The sequence below is a fragment of the Streptomyces sp. SN-593 genome, from assembly GCF_016756395.1.
Lineage (GTDB): Bacteria > Actinomycetota > Actinomycetes > Streptomycetales > Streptomycetaceae > Actinacidiphila > Actinacidiphila reveromycinica.
This window is the reverse complement of record NZ_AP018365.1, coordinates 3,648,783-3,668,470: the sequence shown is the minus strand read 5'-3', so window position 1 is coordinate 3,668,470 and position 19,688 is coordinate 3,648,783. Positions and strand designations below refer to the sequence as shown.

The 19,688-nt window shown below is 73.8% G+C and carries 19 protein-coding genes and 2 tRNA genes; 11 read left to right on the top strand and 10 right to left on the bottom strand.

Going from position 1 to position 19,688, the window contains the following annotated elements; translation table 11 throughout:
* The first annotated feature begins 101 nt into the window (after positions 1–101).
* On the top strand, positions 102–1,652 hold the full coding sequence (locus RVR_RS15115) for a glycoside hydrolase family 88 protein (RefSeq protein WP_202234347.1): 1,551 nt from the start codon (positions 102–104) through the stop codon (positions 1,650–1,652).
* 75 nt (positions 1,653–1,727) lie between these two features.
* Here RVR_RS15115 and RVR_RS15110 read toward each other — a convergent pair.
* A tRNA-Glu gene (locus tag RVR_RS15110) sits at positions 1,728–1,800 on the bottom strand.
* Positions 1,801–2,024: 224 nt separating this feature from the next.
* Between RVR_RS15110 and RVR_RS15105 the strand changes: the two genes are divergently transcribed.
* The 4 genes from RVR_RS15105 to RVR_RS15090 all read left to right on the top strand — a co-directional run bounded on the left by RVR_RS15105 (position 2,025) and on the right by RVR_RS15090 (position 6,303).
* Positions 2,025–2,375, top strand: a complete 351-nt coding sequence (locus RVR_RS15105; protein WP_202234346.1) for a metallopeptidase family protein — start codon at positions 2,025–2,027, stop codon at positions 2,373–2,375.
* Between the two features lie 777 nt (positions 2,376–3,152).
* Positions 3,153–3,755, top strand: coding sequence for a hypothetical protein (locus RVR_RS15100; protein ID WP_202234345.1), 603 nt, complete (start codon positions 3,153–3,155; stop codon positions 3,753–3,755).
* Between the two features lie 180 nt (positions 3,756–3,935).
* Entirely contained in the window at positions 3,936–6,077 is a 2,142-nt protein-coding gene (locus RVR_RS15095) for a DEAD/DEAH box helicase (protein ID WP_202234344.1), read from the top strand.
* A gap of 153 nt (positions 6,078–6,230) precedes the next feature.
* Positions 6,231–6,303 (top strand) — tRNA-Lys (locus RVR_RS15090).
* A 168-nt stretch (positions 6,304–6,471) separates the two neighbouring features.
* On the opposite strand, the gene RVR_RS15085 is transcribed toward RVR_RS15090, so the two are convergent.
* The 3 genes from RVR_RS15085 to RVR_RS15075 are packed head-to-tail and all read right to left on the bottom strand — an operon-like array spanning position 6,472 to position 7,700.
* Positions 6,472–6,753, bottom strand: a complete 282-nt coding sequence (locus tag RVR_RS15085) for a helix-turn-helix domain-containing protein (RefSeq protein WP_202234343.1) — start codon at positions 6,751–6,753, stop codon at positions 6,472–6,474.
* A gap of 6 nt (positions 6,754–6,759) precedes the next feature.
* On the bottom strand, positions 6,760–7,080 hold the full coding sequence (locus tag RVR_RS15080; protein WP_202234342.1) for a hypothetical protein: 321 nt from the start codon (positions 7,078–7,080) through the stop codon (positions 6,760–6,762).
* Between the two features lie 41 nt (positions 7,081–7,121).
* A complete protein-coding gene (locus RVR_RS15075) occupies positions 7,122–7,700 on the bottom strand; it encodes a hypothetical protein (RefSeq protein WP_237404759.1) in 579 nt (192 codons plus the stop codon).
* A gap of 228 nt (positions 7,701–7,928) precedes the next feature.
* Here RVR_RS15075 and RVR_RS15070 point away from each other — a divergent pair, with 228 nt between their 5' ends.
* Together RVR_RS15070 and RVR_RS15065 are read left to right on the top strand one after the other, a co-directional pair.
* Positions 7,929–9,356, top strand: a complete 1,428-nt coding sequence (locus RVR_RS15070; protein WP_202234340.1) for an NsdA family TPR-like regulatory protein — start codon at positions 7,929–7,931, stop codon at positions 9,354–9,356.
* 22 nt (positions 9,357–9,378) lie between these two features.
* Positions 9,379–9,870 (top strand): hypothetical protein, encoded by a 492-nt coding sequence (locus RVR_RS15065; RefSeq protein WP_202234339.1) that lies wholly within the window; start codon positions 9,379–9,381, stop codon positions 9,868–9,870.
* Between the two features lie 14 nt (positions 9,871–9,884).
* Here the strand turns inward: RVR_RS15065 and cutA are convergent, their stop codons facing one another.
* Positions 9,885–10,217, bottom strand: a complete 333-nt coding sequence (gene cutA / locus RVR_RS15060; protein ID WP_202234338.1) for a divalent-cation tolerance protein CutA — start codon at positions 10,215–10,217, stop codon at positions 9,885–9,887.
* A 107-nt stretch (positions 10,218–10,324) separates the two neighbouring features.
* On the bottom strand, positions 10,325–10,564 hold the full coding sequence (locus RVR_RS15055) for a hypothetical protein (RefSeq protein WP_237404758.1): 240 nt from the start codon (positions 10,562–10,564) through the stop codon (positions 10,325–10,327).
* 273 nt (positions 10,565–10,837) lie between these two features.
* On the opposite strand from RVR_RS15055, the gene RVR_RS15050 reads away from it, so the two are divergent.
* Together RVR_RS15050 and RVR_RS15045 are read left to right on the top strand one after the other, a co-directional pair.
* Positions 10,838–11,563, top strand: coding sequence for a glycoside hydrolase family 16 protein (locus tag RVR_RS15050; protein WP_202234337.1), 726 nt, complete (start codon positions 10,838–10,840; stop codon positions 11,561–11,563).
* Between the two features lie 166 nt (positions 11,564–11,729).
* A complete protein-coding gene (locus RVR_RS15045; RefSeq protein WP_202234336.1) occupies positions 11,730–12,839 on the top strand; it encodes an aromatic ring-hydroxylating oxygenase subunit alpha in 1,110 nt (369 codons plus the stop codon).
* 78 nt (positions 12,840–12,917) lie between these two features.
* Here RVR_RS15045 and RVR_RS38605 read toward each other — a convergent pair whose 3' ends face one another.
* Positions 12,918–14,816, bottom strand: coding sequence for a protein kinase family protein (locus tag RVR_RS38605; RefSeq protein WP_202234335.1), 1,899 nt, complete (start codon positions 14,814–14,816; stop codon positions 12,918–12,920).
* Here RVR_RS38605 and RVR_RS15035 point away from each other — a divergent pair.
* Positions 14,800–15,933, top strand: coding sequence for a hypothetical protein (locus RVR_RS15035; RefSeq protein ID WP_202234334.1), 1,134 nt, complete (start codon positions 14,800–14,802; stop codon positions 15,931–15,933). The two genes, RVR_RS38605 and RVR_RS15035, sit on opposite strands and share 17 nt — an antisense overlap.
* Before the next feature lie 414 nt (positions 15,934–16,347).
* Here the strand turns inward: RVR_RS15035 and RVR_RS15030 are convergent, their stop codons facing one another.
* The 3 genes from RVR_RS15030 to RVR_RS15020 all read right to left on the bottom strand — a co-directional run bounded on the left by RVR_RS15030 (position 16,348) and on the right by RVR_RS15020 (position 18,902).
* On the bottom strand, positions 16,348–17,145 hold the full coding sequence (locus RVR_RS15030) for an SAM-dependent methyltransferase (RefSeq protein WP_202234333.1): 798 nt from the start codon (positions 17,143–17,145) through the stop codon (positions 16,348–16,350).
* A 287-nt stretch (positions 17,146–17,432) separates the two neighbouring features.
* Positions 17,433–18,329: a YhjD/YihY/BrkB family envelope integrity protein gene (locus RVR_RS15025; protein ID WP_202234332.1), complete on the bottom strand. Its 897-nt coding sequence runs from the start codon at positions 18,327–18,329 to the stop codon at positions 17,433–17,435.
* Between the two features lie 159 nt (positions 18,330–18,488).
* Positions 18,489–18,902, bottom strand: coding sequence for a hypothetical protein (locus RVR_RS15020; protein WP_202234331.1), 414 nt, complete (start codon positions 18,900–18,902; stop codon positions 18,489–18,491).
* Between the two features lie 198 nt (positions 18,903–19,100).
* On the opposite strand from RVR_RS15020, the gene RVR_RS15015 reads away from it, so the two are divergent.
* A complete protein-coding gene (locus RVR_RS15015; protein ID WP_202234330.1) occupies positions 19,101–19,640 on the top strand; it encodes a hypothetical protein in 540 nt (179 codons plus the stop codon).
* Positions 19,641–19,688: the final 48 nt, after the last annotated feature.

The following is a 19,688-nucleotide window of genomic DNA, read 5'->3' as shown; positions in this document are numbered from 1 at the left end:
CGCCCGCACCGCACGTAGGGCCCGCACCGCCCGCCCCCGGAACCGCACGGACCGCACGACCGCACAGTCGCCCGTTCACCGAACCGAACAGAGGAGGCTCCATGCGTACGAGAGCAGTGGCGGCAGTCGTCGGATTACTCGCGGCGAGCTGCGCGGTGGCCGCCGGGCCGGCGCACGCCGCGTCGTCCGTCTACGAGGCGGAGGACGCGACCGTCTTCCACGGCACCGTGGACACCGACCACCTGGGCTTCACCGGAACGGGGTTCGTCAACACCGCCAACGAGGCCGGCGCCTACGTCGAGTTCACCGTGGACGCGCCCGCCGCGGGCGACGCCACCCTGGCCCTGCGCTACTCCAACGGCACCGCGGCGGGGCGCCAGGCGGACGTCGGTGTCAACGGCACGGTGGTGTCCGCCCCGGCCTTCGCCCCCACCACGGACTGGGACACCTGGGCCGTCTCCCGGATTCCCGTCACCCTGCGGGCGGGCGCCAACGCGATCCGGGTCGCCGCCACGACCGCCGGCGGCCTGCCCGACCTCGACTCGCTCACCGTCGCCGACACCCTGGGCACCCAGTGGGCGGACGCGCTGGTCGACTCGACCATGCACCGGTACACCCCCGCGACCGTGGGCGGCTGGAGCTACCCGGTCGCGCTCTACATGATGGGGCAGTACCAACTCGCCCAGCACACCGCCGATCCCGCGCGCCGGGCCGCCCTGATCGCGTATGTCAGGGCGTGGGCCGACCGCTTCGTCGACTCCTCCGGGCACATCTCCAACAGCTTCACCAGCCTGGACAGCATGATGCCCGGCCAGGTGATGATCGCCCTCTACCGGGAGACCGGCCTGACCAAGTACGGCCTGGCCGCCAAGCAGATCCACGACCGGCTGCTGCCCGCCGCGGGGTACCCGACCACGAGCGACGGCGGGTTCTGGCACGCCACCGGCGCCGACCGCGCCGAACAGCTCTGGTCCGACGGCACCTTCATGGCCGACCCGTTCATGGCGCAGTACGGCCGGTACGTCGGCGACAGCGCCCAGTCCTTCGACATCGCGACGAAGCAGCTTGTGGTGTACGCCAGCCACCTCCAGCAGGCCAACGGCCTGATGAAGCACGCCTACGACGCCTCGAAGGCGGCGTCCTGGGCGGACCCGGCCACCGGGCTCGCGCCCGAGTACTGGTGCCGTGCGGTGGGCTGGTACGGCGTCGCCGCCACCGAGATCCTCGACCTGATCCCCGCCGACCAGCCGCGCCGGGCCCAGCTCGTGACCATCGTCCAGAACCTGGTCCGCGGCATGGCGGCCTACCAGGACCCGGCCAGCGGGCGGTGGTTCCAGGTGGTGGACAAGGGCGGCAGCGCGGACAACTGGACCGAGACGTCCTGCTCGGCGATGTTCACGCAGACCATCGACACCGCGATCAAGCGCGGGTACGTCGACTCCGCCACCTACCAGCCCGTCGTGGACGCCGGGCGGCGCGGCGAACTGGCCCGGATCTCGCTGCACGCCGACGGGCTCACCTACCTGACGAACATCTCCGAAGGCACGAACGTCGGCGACTACGCCTACTACGTGGCCAGGCCCCAGGCGACCAACGACTTCCACGGCCTCGGGGCGTTCCTCTACTTCTCCGAGGAGGAGGCGGACGACTGAGGGCGCACCGCCCGCGGTGGAGCCGCGCCTCGCGGTGGGGTGCGGCGCCACGGCGTGCCGAGCCGCGGCTGAAGGTGCCCCCAACGGGATTCGAACCCGTGCTACCGCCTTGAAAGGGCGGCGTCCTGGGCCACTAGACGATGAGGGCTGAGGGCCTGCCGTAATGGCCTTGCGGCGCACTTCGGGGACCCGCGAAGCATAGGCGATCGGCCGGGTGAACGGCAAAACGGTTGGGCGGCCGGCGGCGGGTCGCGCGCGGGGGCGCGGGGCTCGCCGCCCGGGGGAGGACGAGGAGGGGCGGGCGGGGCGCGGTGGGGCGCGGTGGGGCGGGTCGCGGGGGTGCGCCGGGTGCGGGGCGGGAAGAATGGAGGCGTGCTGGAGATGAGCCGTGAGGAGTTCGAGGAACTGGTCGGCGAGGCGCTGGACCGTATCCCCGCCGAGTTGACCCGCCTGATGGACAACGTGGCCGTCTTCGTCGAGGACGAACCGGAGCCGGGCGACGAGGAGTTGCTGGGGCTCTACGAGGGCACCCCGCTGACCGAGCGCGGTGAGTGGTACGCCGGGGTGCTGCCGGACCGGATCACGGTCTACCGCGGCCCGACCCTGCGGATGTGCGCCACCCGGGAGGAGGCGGTGGCCGAGACGGAGACCACGGTCGTCCACGAGATCGCGCACCACTTCGGGATCGACGACGCGCGCCTGCACGCGCTGGGGTACGGCTGACCGCCGGGGCGTGAGGCGTGCGGTGCCCGGTGTTTGGCGCCCGGTGTTCGGGCTGCGGGTGCGGGTGCGGGTGCGGGTGCGGGGCGGACGGGTGCGGGCGGTGCGCGCGCTGGGGCCCGTACGGCTGGGCGGCCCCGCGCGCCCGGGGCGGGCCGCCTGCTCGTGGACCGGGCTCGGGGCTCTCGGCAGCGGTTCGGGTCGATCCGCCGGGAGCCCGGGGCGGGGCCGTCGCCGGCGGGTGTGCCGGCGGGGCGTACTCCGGCCGTGCGGGCGGGGCGGCGCGGGCGTGTCCTGGCGGGCCGCGGCGGCGTTGGGCAGGGCGAAACCCAGGGCCGCGCGGCCGGGAGCAGGACTGCCGGCGCAGCCGCGAGGCGCGCGCCCCGCTCCGATCCCACCCGAGGTGCCGACGTGCCGCCAGCCGCTGCCGCCCCCACACCCCCCGCCCGTCCGCCGACGGGTCCGGCCGAGTCCGGTCCGGTCGAGCCGGTCCGCGCGGTCCGTCCGGCCGCGCGCGTCCGTGCGCTCCGCCCGGTCGAGCCGGTGCGCGCGGTGCCCGCCGTATCCCCGGCGGGGGCGAGCGCGGGCGCCGTACTCCCGGCGCGGGCGAGCCGCGCGCCGAGCGTGAATCCCGCGCCGAGCGCGAGCCGGAGTGCGTACGCCGCACCGGTCCCGAGCGCGAGCCCGGGTGCGAGCGCGGTGCCGGGTGTGAGCGTGAGCCCGGATGCGAGCGCGGTGCCGGGCGTGAGCGTGAGCCCGGGTGGGAGCGCGGTGCCGGGTGTGAGCGTGAGCCCGGGTGGGAGCGCGAGCCCGCGTCCACCGCGGGCGGCGGTCCGCGCGGGTCTGCGCGCCGCGGCGCTGGTGGCGTTCGTGGCCGCGGGCGTGGCCGCCTGCGTGAGCGCGGGCAGCGAGGCGCCGGACTCGAAGGCGTCCAGCCCGGCCGCGGCCGGTGGCGGCTCCGGCGCGGACGCCAGGGACGGCGGCGGGCCGTACGCGTCGCAGCGCGCCGGGGCGTACGCCGGGGCCACGTCGCACGCCGGACGCGACGGCTCGGCCTCGCCCGGCGCGGGCGCGACCCCGTCCAAGGGCGCGCCCCGTATGACCGACGGCACACCCGGCGCGGGCAAGCCGGCGCCGACCGCGCAGGGCTCGCCGACCGCCGTCCCGACCGGCGACGCGTCCTCGGGCCGCCCGTCGGACCCCGCCCCGCCGACCACGTCGGCCGTTCCGACCGGCCCGGCCGACCCGACCACGGGCGCCGGCGGCGACTCCGCGGGGGCCGGCGGGACCGGCACGGCCGGTGCGGCCGGGGGCGGCGCGGGCGGGTCGGACGCGGGCACCGGGACCTCCCAGCACCGGTCCGCACGCGCGCTCAGCAGGTGATTCGCTAAAGCGACACCGGATGCGTATGCTGGTAGATCGTTTGATCCCACTTGCCTGGCGCCTGATTGACACGCGCCCCGTGGCGCGTTCCTTTTCTCCTGTGGCTGACCGCATCGAGGCGGTTTGAAGCAACCTGTGGAGCTGGCGCGTGCCGTAAGTCTCCGAGAGGTTTGCTTCAGCATGTCCAATGACCATGCCGACCGTTCCACCCTGCCCGAGAACGTCGCCGACGGCGCCGCGACCACCGCGGTCGCCGAGGCCGACCCGGTCCTGACGTCGCTCCTGACGGTGGACGACGCCGACGGCGACACCGCCGCCGACGGGTCCGCCGAGGCCGCCGGTTCCACCGAGCCCACCGTCACGTTCGCCGACCTCGGCCTGCCCGAGGCGATCGTCCGCAAGCTCACCCAGAACCAGGTCGTCACCCCCTTCCCGATCCAGGCCGCCACCATCCCGGACGCGCTGGCCGGCCGGGACATCCTCGGGCGCGGCCGCACCGGCTCCGGCAAGACGCTCTCCTTCGGCCTGCCGCTGCTCACCCTGCTCGCCGGCGGCCACACCGAGCGCAAGCGCCCCCGCGGTGTGATCCTCACCCCGACCCGCGAGCTGGCGATGCAGGTCGCCGACGCCCTCCAGCCGTACGGCGACGTGCTCGGCCTGAAGATGAAGGTCGTCTGCGGCGGCACCTCCATGCAGAACCAGATCTACGCCCTCGAACGCGGTGTGGACGTGCTGGTCGCCACCCCGGGCCGGCTGCGCGACCTGATCAACCGGGGCGCCGCCGCGCTCGACCAGGTGCAGATCGCGGTCCTCGACGAGGCCGACCAGATGGCCGACATGGGCTTCCTGCCCGAGGTCACCGAGATCCTGGACCTGATCCCGGCCGGCGGCCAGCGGCTGCTGTTCTCCGCCACGCTGGAGAACGAGATCGACACCCTCGTCCGCCGCTACCTGGTCGACCCGGTCACCCACGAGGTGGACGCCGCCCAGGGCGCGGTGACCACCATGAGCCACCACGTGCTCGTCGTGAAGCCGAAGGACAAGGCGCCGGTCACCGCCGCGATCGCCGCCCGCAAGGGCCGCACGATCATCTTCGTCCGCACCCAGATGGGCGCGGACCGCGTCGCCGAGCAGCTGATCGAGGCCGGCGTGCGCGCCGACGCGCTGCACGGCGGCATGACCCAGGGCGCGCGCACCCGCACCCTGGAGGACTTCAAGGGCGGCCACGTCAACGTGCTGGTCGCCACCGACGTGGCGGCCCGCGGCATCCACGTGGACGGCATCGACCTGGTGCTCAACGTCGACCCGGCCGGCGACCACAAGGACTACCTGCACCGCTCGGGCCGTACCGCCCGCGCAGGCCAGTCCGGCACGGTCGTCTCGCTGGCCCTCCCGCACCAGCGCAAGCAGATCTTCCGGCTGATGGAGGACGCCGGCGTCGACGCCTCGCGCCACGTCATCGGCGGCGCGGGCGTGTTCGACGAGGACGTGGCCCGGATCACCGGCGCCCGCTCGCTCACCGACGTGCAGGCCGACGCGGTGCAGAACGCCGCCGCCCAGGCGGAACGCGAAGTCGCCGAGCTGACCAAGCAGTTGGAGCGGGTGCAGCGCCGGGCGAGCGAGCTGCGCGAGGAGGCGGACCGGCTCACCGCGCGGTCCGCCCGCGAGCGCGGCGAGGACCCGGAGGAGGCGGTGGCGGCCAAGGCCGCGGAGCTGGCGGCGGAGGCCGCGGCCGCCGCGGCGGCGGCCGCCGTGCCCGAGCAGCGCGAGGAGCGGTCGTCGTACCAACGGCGCGACGACCGCGGGAACTTCGAGCGCCGCGACAGCCGCCCGCCGTACCGGGGCGACCGGAACGACCGGGGCGACCGTGGGGAGCGGGGCGAGCGTGGCGGTTACGACCGCGACCGGCGCGACGACCGCGAGCGCCGCGACGCGCGCCCGTCCTACAACCGGGACGACCGCCGCGACTCCCGCCCCTCGTACGGGGACCGGCCGCGCCGTGACTCGCGTCCGTCCTACGGCGACCGCGACCGCCGCGACGCGCGCCCCGCGTACAACCGGGACGACCGCCGTGACTCGCGTCCGTCCTACGGCGACCGCGACCGGCGGGACACGCGTCCGTCGTACGGCCGGGACGACCGCCGTCCGTCCAACGACCGGCGCGACGACCGGCCGTTCAACCGCGACCGCGACCGCCGTGACTCGCGTCCGTCCTACGGCGACCGCGACCGCCGCGACGCCCGTCCGTCCTCCTACAGCCGCGACAACGCGCCCTCGACGTCGTACGGCGACCGCAAGCCGCGGTGGAAGCGGAACGGCTGACCTCGGCCGCCGGTAAGGCGGTCCCATCGGGCCCGGGCCCCCGCGTCGCGTACGCGGGGACCCGGGCCCGCCCGCGTTCCGCCCCCTTCCCGTCGCCCCCTCCCGCCGACACCTGCACCCCCACCGGGCCCGGCCCCGTTATGCTGTCGGTGCGGGCCGCTAGCTCAATTGGCAGAGCAGTGGACTTTTAATCCATTGGTTGTGGGTTCGAGTCCCACGCGGCCTACCGCGTCCGGGCCCCTCGGGTGCCCCTGATCTGCGGACGAGGCTGCCCCGGCCGAAGCACGACGGCCGGGGCACAGCCATGCCCGGGGCCGTGCGACAAGTGCGTGTGGGAGTCCCGGGCGAAGCGTCCGGGAACCGTGGGCTCGGTGCGTGGCCCGCGCTTCGCGGATCACACCGTGTTCGCCTGGGCGGCAAGCGGTGGGTGGGTGTCCGGCGGGGTGGGGCGTTTGCGTTCGAGGACGACGAGGGGACAGTTGAGGGCGTCGGCGATCTTCGCGAGGTTGCGCGGCGTGGCGTTTCGCCAGCCGGACTCGATCTCGCCGATGAGCTGTTCCGAGACGCCGACGCGTGCGGCCAGGGCGCGCTTAGTGAGGCCGGCTTTCTCGCGTGCCCAGGTGACGGCCTCGGGCTCGTGGTGGAGCCGGCGGGGTCGGAAACGTTGCGTGGGCACCGGACGTCAGCTTGCCGAGGTGCCGTGTCCAGCGGCAGCGGGAGGGAGGGTGCCGTGGAGCTGCCAGTCGAGGCGGGCCCGGAGGAGGGCGGGCCGTACGTGGTGGTCGAGGAGGTCCGCGTGGGCTCGGAAGGTCGCGGCGAGTTCGGTGATGTCGTCGGGGCCGGTGCGGTCGACGGGGAGTCGGTGCTCGCCGGGGTTGTCGGCGGCCCAGGACGGGAGGTGGCCGCTGATGCTGAAGCCGGTGTCCGTGGTGATGGTCCACGTACGCGGCTTGCCGGTGGCGGGTGGTGGGGCGTTGTTCGGGGTGCAGGTGGTCGCGGACACGGAGGCTCCTGAGTCAGGGGGGCGGGCCGATCGGGGCGGTTTCAGGCGCGCGGGTCGTCGAGGTCGATCGGGGCGAAGTCGGCCAGGCGCATGATCAGTTGGTGGGCGCGGACCCAGGGCAGGCGTGCGTCGCCGAAGGCGATGGGGCCGGAGTCCGCGATCGTGGGGCCGTTGGGGGCGGGGACGTGGAGGACGCCGTTGACGCCGCTGGGGAAGAAGGTCCGGACGCGGAGGGCGGTGTGGTTGCCGCGCAGGTGTGGGCAGACGCGGGTGGAGCGGTGGGCGCAGGGGCGGCAGACGGGAGGGTGGGCGGTGTCCTCCTCGTCGGGAAGGATCTCGCCGGGGCGGGCGTCGATGAGCCAGAGCACGCCGTCGGGGGTCCGGTCGGCCGGCCCGCCGCAGATCTGGCAGCGCAGCCCGGCCATCGCGATGCGCTGGCGCAGGCTGTGGACGCTGCCGAACTGCGGTGTCCCGCGACCGGGTTGAGAGGGCGCACGGGACCACAGGACGCCGTTCGCGTCACGGTCGAACGACCGCTCGTCGGCGTACCGGATGCCCCGCCCGTCCCGCCGCGCCACCACCGGCATCGGCCCCTCCCGCTCCCCGCTCCACAGGGCCACGTAGGGCACTGTCGGTGGAGCCGGTTGCGTCGTGCCGCCGGAGTGGCTCTGCGTACTTGTATTCGATGCCGTCATCAACAGGGTCCCCGCTCTCTCGATGTGTGGAAGTCGAAGTTCTTCCAGCGTCGGCCCGGACGCGATCCGAGAGAAGTACCGGCGGGTGTTACCGCCTCGGTAATACGCTGGGTACGTTCAGTCACGGCTGCGGACAATGCGCCAGGAGTTCCCATGCCCGCTCTTCAGATCCCGCAGGAAATCCTGACCAGGGCCGATGTGCGTCGCGCGCTCGCTGAGCACGACTTCGCGGACGCCTTCCGGATCATCAAGCAGTACGCCGGGTTCTCACAGAACCGGATCGCGATCGCCTGCGGTCTGACGCCCGGCAAGGTGTCCACCATCATGTCCGGCAGCACGCAGGTCACTTCGTACGACGTACTCGTGCGCGTCGCCGACGGGCTGGGCATTCCCGGCGGCTACGTCGGCCTTGCCCCGCGTCCGTGGGAAGGCGAGGCCGTACCCCCACCCGACACGGCGGAGGTGCCGGTACACGTGGATTCCCCTTGGCAGACTGACATGACCGTGGAACTCGCAGGGAAACTCATCAGCGCAGACCTCGCGATGAACAGGCGCACACTGGCACGCGCTCTCGCCGCCACCACCCTGTCGGGCGCGCATTTGCTCGACAGCCTGGAAGGCTGGATGCACCCGGGCGAAGGTGGCCGGCGGCGTACCCGCCCGGGGCGACTGGGCCTGGGGGATGTTGAGCAACTGGAGGAGTCCGCCAAGACATTTCGCACGTGGGATCACCGCTACGGCGGGGGCCTGCGTCGCCGAGCCGTCCTCGGACAGCTCTCCGAAGTGGCTGCCACTCTGGAAGAACACCAGGCTCCCGTAGTCGAGGAACGCCTCCATCGCGTGCTCGCGTATCTGGCGGGTACAGCAGCCACCATGGCATGGGACAGCGGCCTCCAACGACGGGCACAGGACTACTACCGTCTGTCGCTACGAGCCGCACATGCGGGTGGGGATCGGTTGTGGGGAGCCAACGTGCTGGCAGGCATGGCCCGGCAGATGCTCTACAACGGCCGGCCGCATGACGCCCTCGAACTGGTCCGCCTGGCACAGGAGGGCTCGCGCGGTGTTGCAGGGCCACGGCTACGGGCCATGTTGCGCACCCGGGAAGCCTGGGCCATGGCCGCGCTCGGACGTACCACGGCGTTCGAAAGAGCGACGGATCTTGCCCGGCAGGACCTTGCCGACGCGTCTGCTGACGAACCGTACTGGATCAGCTACTTCGACGACGCCGAACTCACCGGGACCACTGGGGGGAGACTCCTGGAACTGGCCCGCCAAAAACCGCGGTTGCACGCGGAACGGGCTGGTGAGCAGATCCGCTCGGCTCTCGCGCGGCGCGGCCCCGAGGCCGGCCGCAGCCATGTACTCGACCGTCTGGGACTCGCTGAGGTGTATTTCCTGTGCGGTGACCTTGCATCCGGGTGCGCTCAGACACACGCCGCCTTGGACGCGGGCGAGCAGATGCACTCTGCTCGCGTGAGGGAAGGCATGGCCCACCTGTATTCCTATACGGTCGGCCACGGGGCCTCGCCTACGGTTCGAGAGGCGCGCTCGCGGCTTCGCGAGCACCTAACTGACTGAACTCCGAGAGGAGAGCGACCCGTTGACTGTCCTTGCCGTCACCGGCCATATGGATCTCACCGGCACCTCTGTGGGCTTGGTGCGAGAGGCGCTGCGCGAGGTGGTGGCGCGGTACCGAGGCAGCGAACTCGTCGGTGTCTCGTGCCTGGCAGCGGGTTCGGACACCCTCTTCGCGGAAGAAGTGCTCACCGCTGGCGGTGAGTTGGTGGTGGTCGTTCCCTCCCGCGACTACCGGGCGGAGAAGGTGAAGCCCGACCACGCTCCCGCCTTCGACCGGCTGGCGCAGGCCGCCGCCGAGGTGGTGGTCGCGCCGTTCGCCACGGCCGGACGGGAGGCGTACGAAGCGGCGAACCGCGTTCTCCTGGACCGCGCGGACCGCTTGGTCGCCGTATGGAACGGGCAGCCGCCGGGCGGCAAGGGCGGCGGCACCGCCGACGTGGTCCTGCAAGCGCGGGCGGCAGGCATCCCGGTCGACGTGGTGTGGCCGCCGGGCGCCGAGCGCGCAGGGGATTAGGGGGACGCCGGTGCCTACGGGTTCCGGCCCGGCGAGGTGCTGTCCTCCACCCACCGCAGGTACGGAGGCGAACCTGCGGTGATCGGTACGGCGACGACTTCCGGCTTGTCCCAGGGGTGCTGCGCCACCAGGTGCTCTTCGAGCGCGGGGTACCGTTCGACTGTCGTCTTGAGCAGCAACTGCCACTCCTCGCCGGTCCCGAACTCCCCGAGGTGCCAGAACACCGCCGTCACCGGCCCGACCACCTGCGCTCCTGCGGCGAGCCGAGCCCGTACGACGGCCTCTGCCAACTGAACAGCCTGCTCCCGCGTCTCGGTGGCGGTGAACACCTGCACGAAGTCAGTCACGCGACGAGCCTATCCACCGGGCGGAGTCCTGAAGGCCCGCCGCAGCAAGTTCGGCGTGCTCCTCCCGCATGAGCGATGCGTGAGCGACGTGCAGGCACCCCGCTCCTTCAGCCGCCCTCGCCCACGCCGCCGAGTTCCCTTATCCGCTCGGGTGACAGTCCGGTCAGGAGCGAAACACTCGACTCCACGGATCCGTCGAGCTTGCGCATCTTCTCCCTCATGCTGGCGCGGACCTCTTCACGTCGGAGCTCCAGGTAGGTCCGGACCGCTGCGGCGACCAGGTCCTTCTTGGTCATCCCGAGGAAGTGGGCGCCATCGGCGATCAGCTCGTCTACAGCTGTGTCCACTTTCAAGGGTGCCGTTGTGCGAGCTGCTCGACTCCGTGTTCCTTCTGCGATCTCCACGTGTCGCCTCCTGGTACCAAAGGATACTCCTATCCTTGGACTGTGCGCAGGCGCTGGAAGTCGCCCCCGCCACGGTCCGGCACGTCCCGGGGCGCCCCGGGCCGCTCGGGGTGGGCGCGGGGGCGCTTCTTGTCAGGTACGGACCAATGGAAATAAGGTGCGGGGGCACGGTGATGCTCCTCCGACCCCCCACGGCGCTCGAGCAACGGAGTTCCGATGTCACCCCTACGCATACGGCCGGGCCGCCTCCTCGGCGCCCTCGTCGCCGGCTTCCTCACGCTCGTCCTGGTGCAACCGTCCGCGCACGCCAGTTCGTGGGGCGCGCCGCAGACCGTCAACTCGTGGAACGTCATCAGCGGCCGGTGGACCGCCAACAACGAGCTGGAGACGTACTCGCCGAGCTGCGTCTGGTACGACGGCGGCACGCTCATGATCAAGACCTACCAGTCGGGCGGGACGTACTACTCCGGCCGCGTGGAGTCCAAGGCGCTCTACGGGTACGGGACGTACCGGTTCACCGCGAGCATGCCCAACGGGCAGGGCCTGCTGCCCGCGGTGTGGGCGGCGTACCTCAACCCGTGGCTGCCCGAGATGGACGGCGCGGAGATCGTCGGGTCCAACCCGGACACCGTCTACCAGACCTTCCACGACACCAGCAACGCCCAGACGCAGTGGAGCAAGTACAACGCCGCCGGCTGGACCAACAGCTTCCACACCTACTCGTTCAGCTGGTGGCCCGACCACATCGACTTCGACGTCGACGACGTCTACCAGGGCACCAAGTGGTACACCACGGGCTCCGGCGTCGGGATGCACTTCATCATCGACACCGCGGTGGGTGGTGACTGGCCCGGCAGCCCCAACTCCTCCACCTGGGCCACCGCCGACGGCGCCCGCTACCTCAAGGTCTCGTCCGTCACGTACACCCCGTACTACCCGTAACCGCCCGCGGTCCCGACTCGCCGCGGTCGAGGCGCGGTTGCCGCGAGAGTCCCCCGCCGGTCCGCGGCGGGGGACTCCGGTGCGGGGACGACGCACGCCGATTTGACCAACTCCATACCGAACGGGCGGCCGGAGCGGGCGGGAACCGGCGGGTACGTTCGAGGGCATGACGCTGCCGAAGGCGAACCCGTTGCGCAAATACCGCGATGTGGCCCCCGAGGGCGACGTCCCCACCACGCGGACCACGGGTATCGACCCGAACTTCTGGTACCCGTTCGCCCGTTCCCGGGACCTGAAGCCGGGCCGGACGCTCGCGGTGCGGTTCGCGGGGACGGAACTCGTGCTGGTGCGGCCGCGCAAGGGCCCCCCGTACGCCCTGGAGGACCGCTGCGCCCACCGCCAAGTACCGCTGAGCATGGGCGTGGTGAAGGACGAGCAACTGCTGTGCGGCTACCACTGCTGGGCGTACGACCGGACCGGCGCGTGCGTCAACATCCCCTACCTGGACCGGAAGCGGACGCTGCCCAACGGGGTGCGCGCGTACGCCTGCCGGGAGGCGCACGGCTTCGTGTTCGCCTTCCCCGGCGACCAGCGGCTGGCTGACGTCACCCCGATCCCCGAACTGCCCTTCCACGGCGACAGCAGGTACAAGACCCGTGTGCTCGACCGGGACATCGCCTGCCACTACTCCTTCATGCACGAGAACCTGATGGACATGAACCACCAGTTCCTGCACCGCAGCCTCATGGGCCGGATACGGGCGAGGCTGCTGGACGTGCGGGAGGGCGAGGACTGGCTGGAGGCGGACTACTCCTTCTCGCGCACCGAGGGCAAGCAGTCGCTGGGTGAACGCCTGATCATCGGCAGCGGCAACACCGACAAGTACGCGGACCTGATGACGATCCGCACCGGCTACCCGTACCAGACGCTGCGCTACTGGACCGACGGCAAGCGCGAGGAGCCCCCGGCCCTCGACCTGTGGAACGCGTACGTGCCCACCGACCGGGCGCAGCGCCGCAACCACACCTACGGCCTGATCATGGTGCAGAAGCCGCCGGTACCGGGCGTGATCCACCTGCTCTGGCCGGTGATCACCCTGTTCACCGAGGGGATCTTCGGGCAGGACCGGGTGATCGTCGAGGCCGAGCAGCGTGCGTACGAGGCGCAGGGGGCCGACCTCAACAACGAGGTGTTCCCGGTCATCCAGTCGTTGAAGGCGCTGCTCGCCCGCCGCGGGGTGCCGATCGAGCCGGAGGACCGGGCCGCCGCGGGGTAGCGGGCGGACGGTCGGCCGACCCCCGCCGGGTGCCGCCGCCGGCCCGCCCGCACTCCTGGTACGGACGGGCCGGCCACCTCAACGGCACACGATCGCGAAGGAGTTGTTGCCGGACGCGGCCTCAGGGCTGGTGGCGACCGTGATGCCGACGTACGGGCGGCTGCGATCCTCGGCGACGTCCGAGACCTTCCCGCTGTAGGTGAAGCTGGTCGAGCCCGTGGGGAACTGGACGGTCTGCGGCGAGACCAGGTCCACCGCGCCCTGCGGCCCCGCGGTGGCACTGCGCCACCAGGTGGCGCGCAGGGTGCCCGCGCTGCCGTCGTAGCGGACGCGGATCGTGGCGCTGGCCGTGTGCCCGTCGTCGCTGCACCGGGCGCCGGTGACGGTGACGGAGGTGACGTGCGGCGAGCGCTGGGAGGGGGACGGCGACGGCGGGGCCGCCCGGTGGATGGCGGTCGTCGCCGGGGTCGCGGCCGGGGCGGAGGTGGCGGTCGTGGGCGCACCGGTCGGGTCGGAAGGCGCCGAAGTCGTGGACGGGGGAGGGGTGGTGGCCGATGCCGGGGGCGAGGTGGCCTCCGCCGGCGGCGAGGCGGACCCGGCGGTCGGGGTCGTGGCGGTGGACACCGCGGAGGCGGTCGGCGACGGGTCCGCTGCGGCCGCGGTGTCGTGCTTGCCGCCGGCCGCCACGATCCCCGCGGTGAGGGCGCCCGCGACGACGACGGCCGCGGCGGCGATGAGCAGGGCCTTGCGGCGGCGGCGACGGCCGTCGGCCCGGGGGTCCTCCTCCCCTCCGCCGACGCCCCCGCCCGCACCCGCGCCCGCGCCGAAGGCGGCCGCGGCGCCGGAGCGCTGCGGCGCGGTCGGCGCAGCGGGGGCGGGAGCCGGCAGCGGTACGCGTACGGGTACGGCTGCCGGAGCCGGTGCCGTGCCTTCGGCTCCCCCGGTTCCCTCGGCCCCTTCCGCGCCTGCCGGAGCCATCGCGGCGACCCGGGCGGCGAGTTCGGTTCGGCCGCGCTCCTCCCACGCCTCGCCGTAGGCCGCCACGGCCACGGCTTCGAGTGCGACCGCGAAGTCGCCTGCGCTGTGCGGGCGTTGAGACGGATCGGCTGCCAAGCCGGCGGCGAGCAGGGGCCGTACGGGATCGGGGATGCCGTCGGAGCCGTCGGAGCCGTCGGAGGCGTCTGCGGGGGCCGCGGGAGCCGCGGCGTCTGCGGGGGCCGCGGCGGCTGGGGCGGTCGTCGCTGCGTCCTGAGCGTCCGTGTCCTGAGCGCCCTTGCCCGGCGTGGGGGCCCCGTTGTCTCCGGCGGCCCTGGTGTCTTGGGCGGTGTCGGCGGCCTCAGCGTCTTCAGTGGCCTCGGCGGCCTCCGGGTCCCCGGCGGGCGGGAGCGGTGATGCGGCGGTGAGGCAGGCGCGGCAGGCGGCGGCCGCCGCGAGCAGGTCGGCCGCGACGTAGGGGTGCGCGTCGCTGGGGGTCCCGGTGGTGGCGTGGACGCGTTCGGGGCCGGTGTCTCCGGGGTCGGCGGCCACCGCCTCGACGGTGCCGGACGTGCTGCCGAGGTCGATCAGGGCCGGTACACCCTCCGGGGTCACCAGGAGGTTCGCGGGGGCGCAGGCGGCGCCGCCGGCGATGCCCGCCTCGTGGGCGGCGGAGAGCCCGAGCAGGGAGCCCTTCAGGACGGTCAGGGCCGCCTCGGGCGAGGTCGCGCCCTCGCCGTCGAGGAGCGCGGCCAGGATGACGCCCTCGACCGGGTCGCGGACGAGGGCGGCGTGCGGGCCGTCCTCGACGTAGGCGTGGAACGCCACGACATGGGGCGACACGACGGTGCGGAGCCGTTCGGCCTCGGCGCGGAGCGCGGCGCGGAACGGCGCGTTCCCCACGAGGGCCGGCGCCAGGTACGTGATCGCGACCTGGGCGCCGTCCTCCTCGCGCGTGGCCCGCACCACCTGGCCGGTGGGAACCGTGGCCGGGGCCGACACGTGGGCGTACCCCGGCACCCGCCAGCCGGTGTCCGCGGGCGCGGGTTGCCGGGCGGCGGCGGGCGTACCGGCCGCGCCCGCACCGGGCGCCGGCGTCGCGGCTCCCGCTGTCGCACCGGCCGCACCGGCCGCACCGGCCGCGGTGGTCGCGGTGGTCGCGGTGGCGGCCGGGGCCGCTGGGGACTTCGACGCGGCCGCGGGCTTCGGCGTGCTCTTCGGCGTGCTCTTCGGCGCGGCCTTGGACGCGGCCTTGGACGCGGTCGTGGACGCCGCCTTGGAGATGGCTCCCGGCGTCGCGGGGGCCGCCTTCGTGCCCTTCACGCCGCCCGCCGGCGCCGCCTTCCCGGCTGCCGCCGCCCTGCGCGCGGACGCAGTCCTGCGGACCGCCGGCGTCCCGGGCCCGGTCGGCGACGTGCCCGTACCCGTGCCCGTGCTCGTGTCCGTGCCCGTACTCGACGCGGTGGCGCCGGGGTTCGCGGTGGGTGTGCCGGGCTTGGCCGTGGGTGCCTTGCGCGGGGAGGCGGGCCGGCCCGGCTGCGTGGCGGACCGGGTGGGCGCCGTAGGGCCGGCGGGGGTCGGCGGCGTCTGCGGCGCAGAGGTGGCGGGCGTCGGGGCCGCGTCCGGACTCGCGTCCGGTGCGGTGGCGGCGGTCGGCGCGGCCGGCCTGCCGGGGCTGGCCGGCGCCGGTTTCCGCGCCGGCACGGCGGGTTGGGCCTTCGCCGCCTTGCGCGCGGGTGTGGTGGGGCGGGTCGGTACGGCCTTCGCGCCCGTGCGGGCGGAGGCGGTACGCGAGGTGCGCCCGGTCGGCGCCGGGGTGGCCGCCGCGGCCTCGCCGCCGGAAGCCGCACCCGCTGCCGCGCCGGCTGCCGCACCGGCGGAATCGGCGCCGCCGGCCGTCGCGTTCGGCACACCCGGGTTGCCGGGTACGGGAGTCGGGTCGGCGGCGGCGTCCTTCCGTGCCCCCTTCGCGTCGGGCTTCGCGGACGGGCGCCCCTCGGGCCCCCGTACCGGCTCCGCCCGGGTGCCGCCGTCGCCGCCGCCGTTCCCGCCGCCGCCGTCGCCGACGGGTATGCCGGCGTCCGCGCCCGCGCCCGTGCCCTCGTGGTCGTCCACCTGAATCCGCCCCTCGCGCTGCCCCATGTGGAGGAACTGCCGCTCGCAGCCCCTCGACGCCCTGTTCCGTCCTCGGATACCGCCGGCGGCCGGGCCGGTCCGCCGGGGCTCACGGCGCCCGGGTGCGGCCGCGCTCCGCTCCGCCGGTCGCAGGGGGTTCGCCCCGCGGGCGGCGGTGTTCGGGAACGCGGGCAGGACCGGGCCTGTGCCCGGCGGCCGGAGAGAACGCGGCCGTGAGGGTCAAGAGGGTACTGCCACTGGCAAGTTGCCGGGGACAGTGCCGTCCGTGGAGCGCCCGGGCGGACGGCCCCGTCCCGCACGGCAGGGCCCGTGGGAAGGGTGCGAGGGGGCGTGGCGGAAGCCAGGGAGAGCGCCGGACGGGGGCCGCCCGGCGCCCCGGACCAGCGGAAGGAGGCCGTCAGGCCCTCTTGACGGCCACGCCGCCGTAGAACCCGATCTCCCGCTCCTCGCGCGTCGGCTCGGAATCCGGCCGCCAGAACGGCACTTGCGCCACACCGGGTTCGATCAGCTCGAACCCGTCGAAGAACCGCTCGATCTCCGCCCGGTCGCGCAGGTTCATGCTCGCGGTGGCGTTGCTGTACGCGGTCACGGTCTCGCGGCGGTCGGCGAAGTCGCTCGTGGCGTGGGAGAGCACCAGGTGGCTGCCGGCCGGGAGCGCGTCGCGCAGGGTGGCCACGATCCGCCCGGGCTGCTCGGCCTCGGTGACGAAGTGCAGGATCGCGACGAGGAGCAGCGCGACCGGCTGGTCGAAGTCGATGACCCGGTGGACGTCGGGGTGGTCGAGGATCGCCTGCGGGTCGCGCAGGTCGGCGAGCACGACGCTCGTCGTGCCGGCCTCGCTCATCAGCGTGGCGGCGTGGGTGTTCACGATCGGGTCGTTGTCGACGTACGCGATGCGCACGTCGGGCGACACGGCCCGGGCGATCTCGTGGACGTTCGGGGAGGTCGGCAGCCCGGTGCCGATGTCGAGGATCTGCCGGACGCCGGCGCCGACCACGTGCCGCACCGCGCGCTGGAGGAACGCGCGATTGGCCTGGACGCCGATCCGCGCCTCGGGTGCCACGCCGATGAGCTGCTCGCCGGCCTCGCGGTCCACCTGGTAGTTGTCCTTGCCGCCCAGCAGGTAGTCGTAGATCCGCGCGGGGTGCGGCCTGCTGGTGTCGATCTCGTCGGCGCGGAAGCCGTTCTGCGTCACGCTGCGCTCCTCTCTCCGTGACGGGCCGGTCCGCCCCACCCGCGAACGCCCGCACGGCGAAGCGTCTCACGCCAACATGCCTGCATACGAGGGGGGTTGCCGTTCGCGCAACGGCGCCACGGGCCGTGTGCGGACTGCCGCGCTCAGTGCGCCGTACGCGGGGCCCACGCGCGCCCTCCGTGGGCCGTACACGGCCGTACACGGCCGTACACGGCTGTACGCGGCCGCACGCGGGCCGCACGTGCGCCGTACGCGGGCGGCCGACCCTCCGGCCGGACGGGCCCCGGTCAGTCGGTCGTGCCGCCCGCGCCGTCCGAACGCCACGGCAGGGCGGGGACGGTGGCCTCCGGAACCTCGAACCAGCCCTCCGGCTGCGGCGGTCGCGGGATCTCGCCGCCCCGGCGCAGGGTGCGGCCGTCGCGGACGTGGCGTCCGACGAGCGCGCCGCCGAACACCACGAAGCCGACCCCGACCAGCCAGGTGACCACCGTCAGGACGTTGCCCACCGGGCCGTAGGTGACCGCGTTGGAGACGACCATGGGGGCGAAGAACAGGTGCGAGAAGATCCGCAGCCCGGCCAGGCCGAGCATGGTGAGGACCGCGCCGGGCAGCGCGGTGCGCACCCGGACGGAGCCGTAGAGCAGGAAGTTCTGGCCCCAGGCGAAGAAGAGCACGCCGAGGGTGAAGGTGAGCAGGATGCGCACCGCGCTGGGCACCGGGCCGCTGCCCAGCAGCGCCGCGCTCTGCGACTCGCCGAACAGGTAGGCGGTGAGCACCGCGAGCCACACCGCGCGGCGCCAGTCGCGGTGCCACGGGCCGGACGGCAGGTCCCAGATCTTGCGGTAGCCGGTCTCCACGCTCGCGACGAACGACAGCCCGAAGTACGCCGCCGAGGCCAGGCTCCACGCCCCGGTGGCGCCCAGCACGTGGTTGGGCGCCGCGAACATGGTGCGCATGCTGTGCGCGCCACTGGCGTTGAGGCCCATGCCGTCGACGACCCACTGCGCGAAGCCGGGCCGGTTCTCCCACGGGGTCGCGGCGGCGACCACGACGAGCAGCGGCATCAGCGTGACGAAACCGAGCGCGGCGAAGCCCATCGAACGGTGCATCAGCTCGATGTGCGACGCCTGCTTCGACAAGCGCCCGATCGCGGATCGCTTCCAGGCGTCCGTCAGTCCTGCCATGGCGTCACCTTCCCGCAGCGTTAGGGCTTGTGGATACCGGGCGGAGTGCCCCATGCGCAACTCGGGTCCCGGACAGGTGCCGTGCCGGGTGGCAGGCGGCGGTCGGGCTCGGGGCGGCGGGAGTTGAGGTGCGTCCGTCGGGCGGGACGGCCGGGCCGGTCAGCTCCGGCAGACGGTCAGCTTCAGCGCCGCGTCGATCGCGGCGCCCTGCGCGTCCGTGAGCTGGTGGCCGGTGCTGCTGAACCGCTGCGCGGCGAGGTGGTCGGCGGTCACCGGGTCGCCGTTGATCTCGGTGCACTGGGTGCGGCCCTCGTCGATCACCTGGTCCGGGTCGGACCCGAGCGACGGGTCGATCGCCTTGAGCGCGGCGAGGTAGGTCTGCCGGTCGGCCCCGCTCGGGGCCGGCGGGCGGGTCGCCGGCGCGCCGGTGGACGGGGCGGTCGTGACGGCGGCCGTCGGGGTGGCGGTCCCCTTGGACGTGCTCGCGTCGTCGCTGCTGGACGAGCACGCGGTCGCGCAGAACGTGGCGAGTGCGGCGGCGGCCACGGCCGCGGCGGCGATACGGGTACGCATGCCGCCACCTTGCCGCACCCGTGCGCCGCCTGCCGACGGCTGTGACCGTGCTGTGACAGCTTCGCAGCACGCCCCCGCCCGGCTCGGGGAGGTTGCGGGGCGTTATCAGGTCTTGACTGAGCGGATGCCGTCCCGAGGCTGCCGGAATGCGGGCGGCGGGGTTAGCGTGTGCCCCTCGCGTCCCGATCTGGGGGGAACATGCACATCCGTACCATCTTCCGCACCACGGGTATCAGCGCTGTCGCGGCGGTGGCCGCGGCGGGCGTGCTGCTGTCGGGGTGCTCTTCGGGCGGTGGGGGCGGGGGGAGCGCGGCCGCGGCGTCGCAGCAGCCGGTGGCGGTCGGGCTGACGTCGGCGGAGGAGGTGGCCTCGACGCTGGAGCGGAGCGTGTCCACGATGACGACGACGGTCGTCTACACGGCGGCGAGCGACCCGGACCACCTGCTCGGCACGGCGCACGGCTACCTGTCCAAGGTGGCGTTCTCCGACTCCCGGGTGCAGCCCGCCGACGTGGAGGGCGCCAGGGCCGGCGCGGTCGTGCGCGGCGGCAGCGTCGAGACGTTCGCCACCCCGGCGCAGGCGCACGCCCGCGCCAGGTCGATCGAGAGCGGCGCCGAGGGCACCGTGAGCGCGGGGGAGTACCACTACTACGTCGGCGGCTCGCTGATCCGCGTCTCCCAGGTCCTCACCTCCGCGCAGGCGGAGGACTACCAGTTGGCCGCCCAGAGCCTCGACTGACACCGTCGGGCCCGGCCGCGGGGCGGACGGCGCGCGCGCTCGACCGAC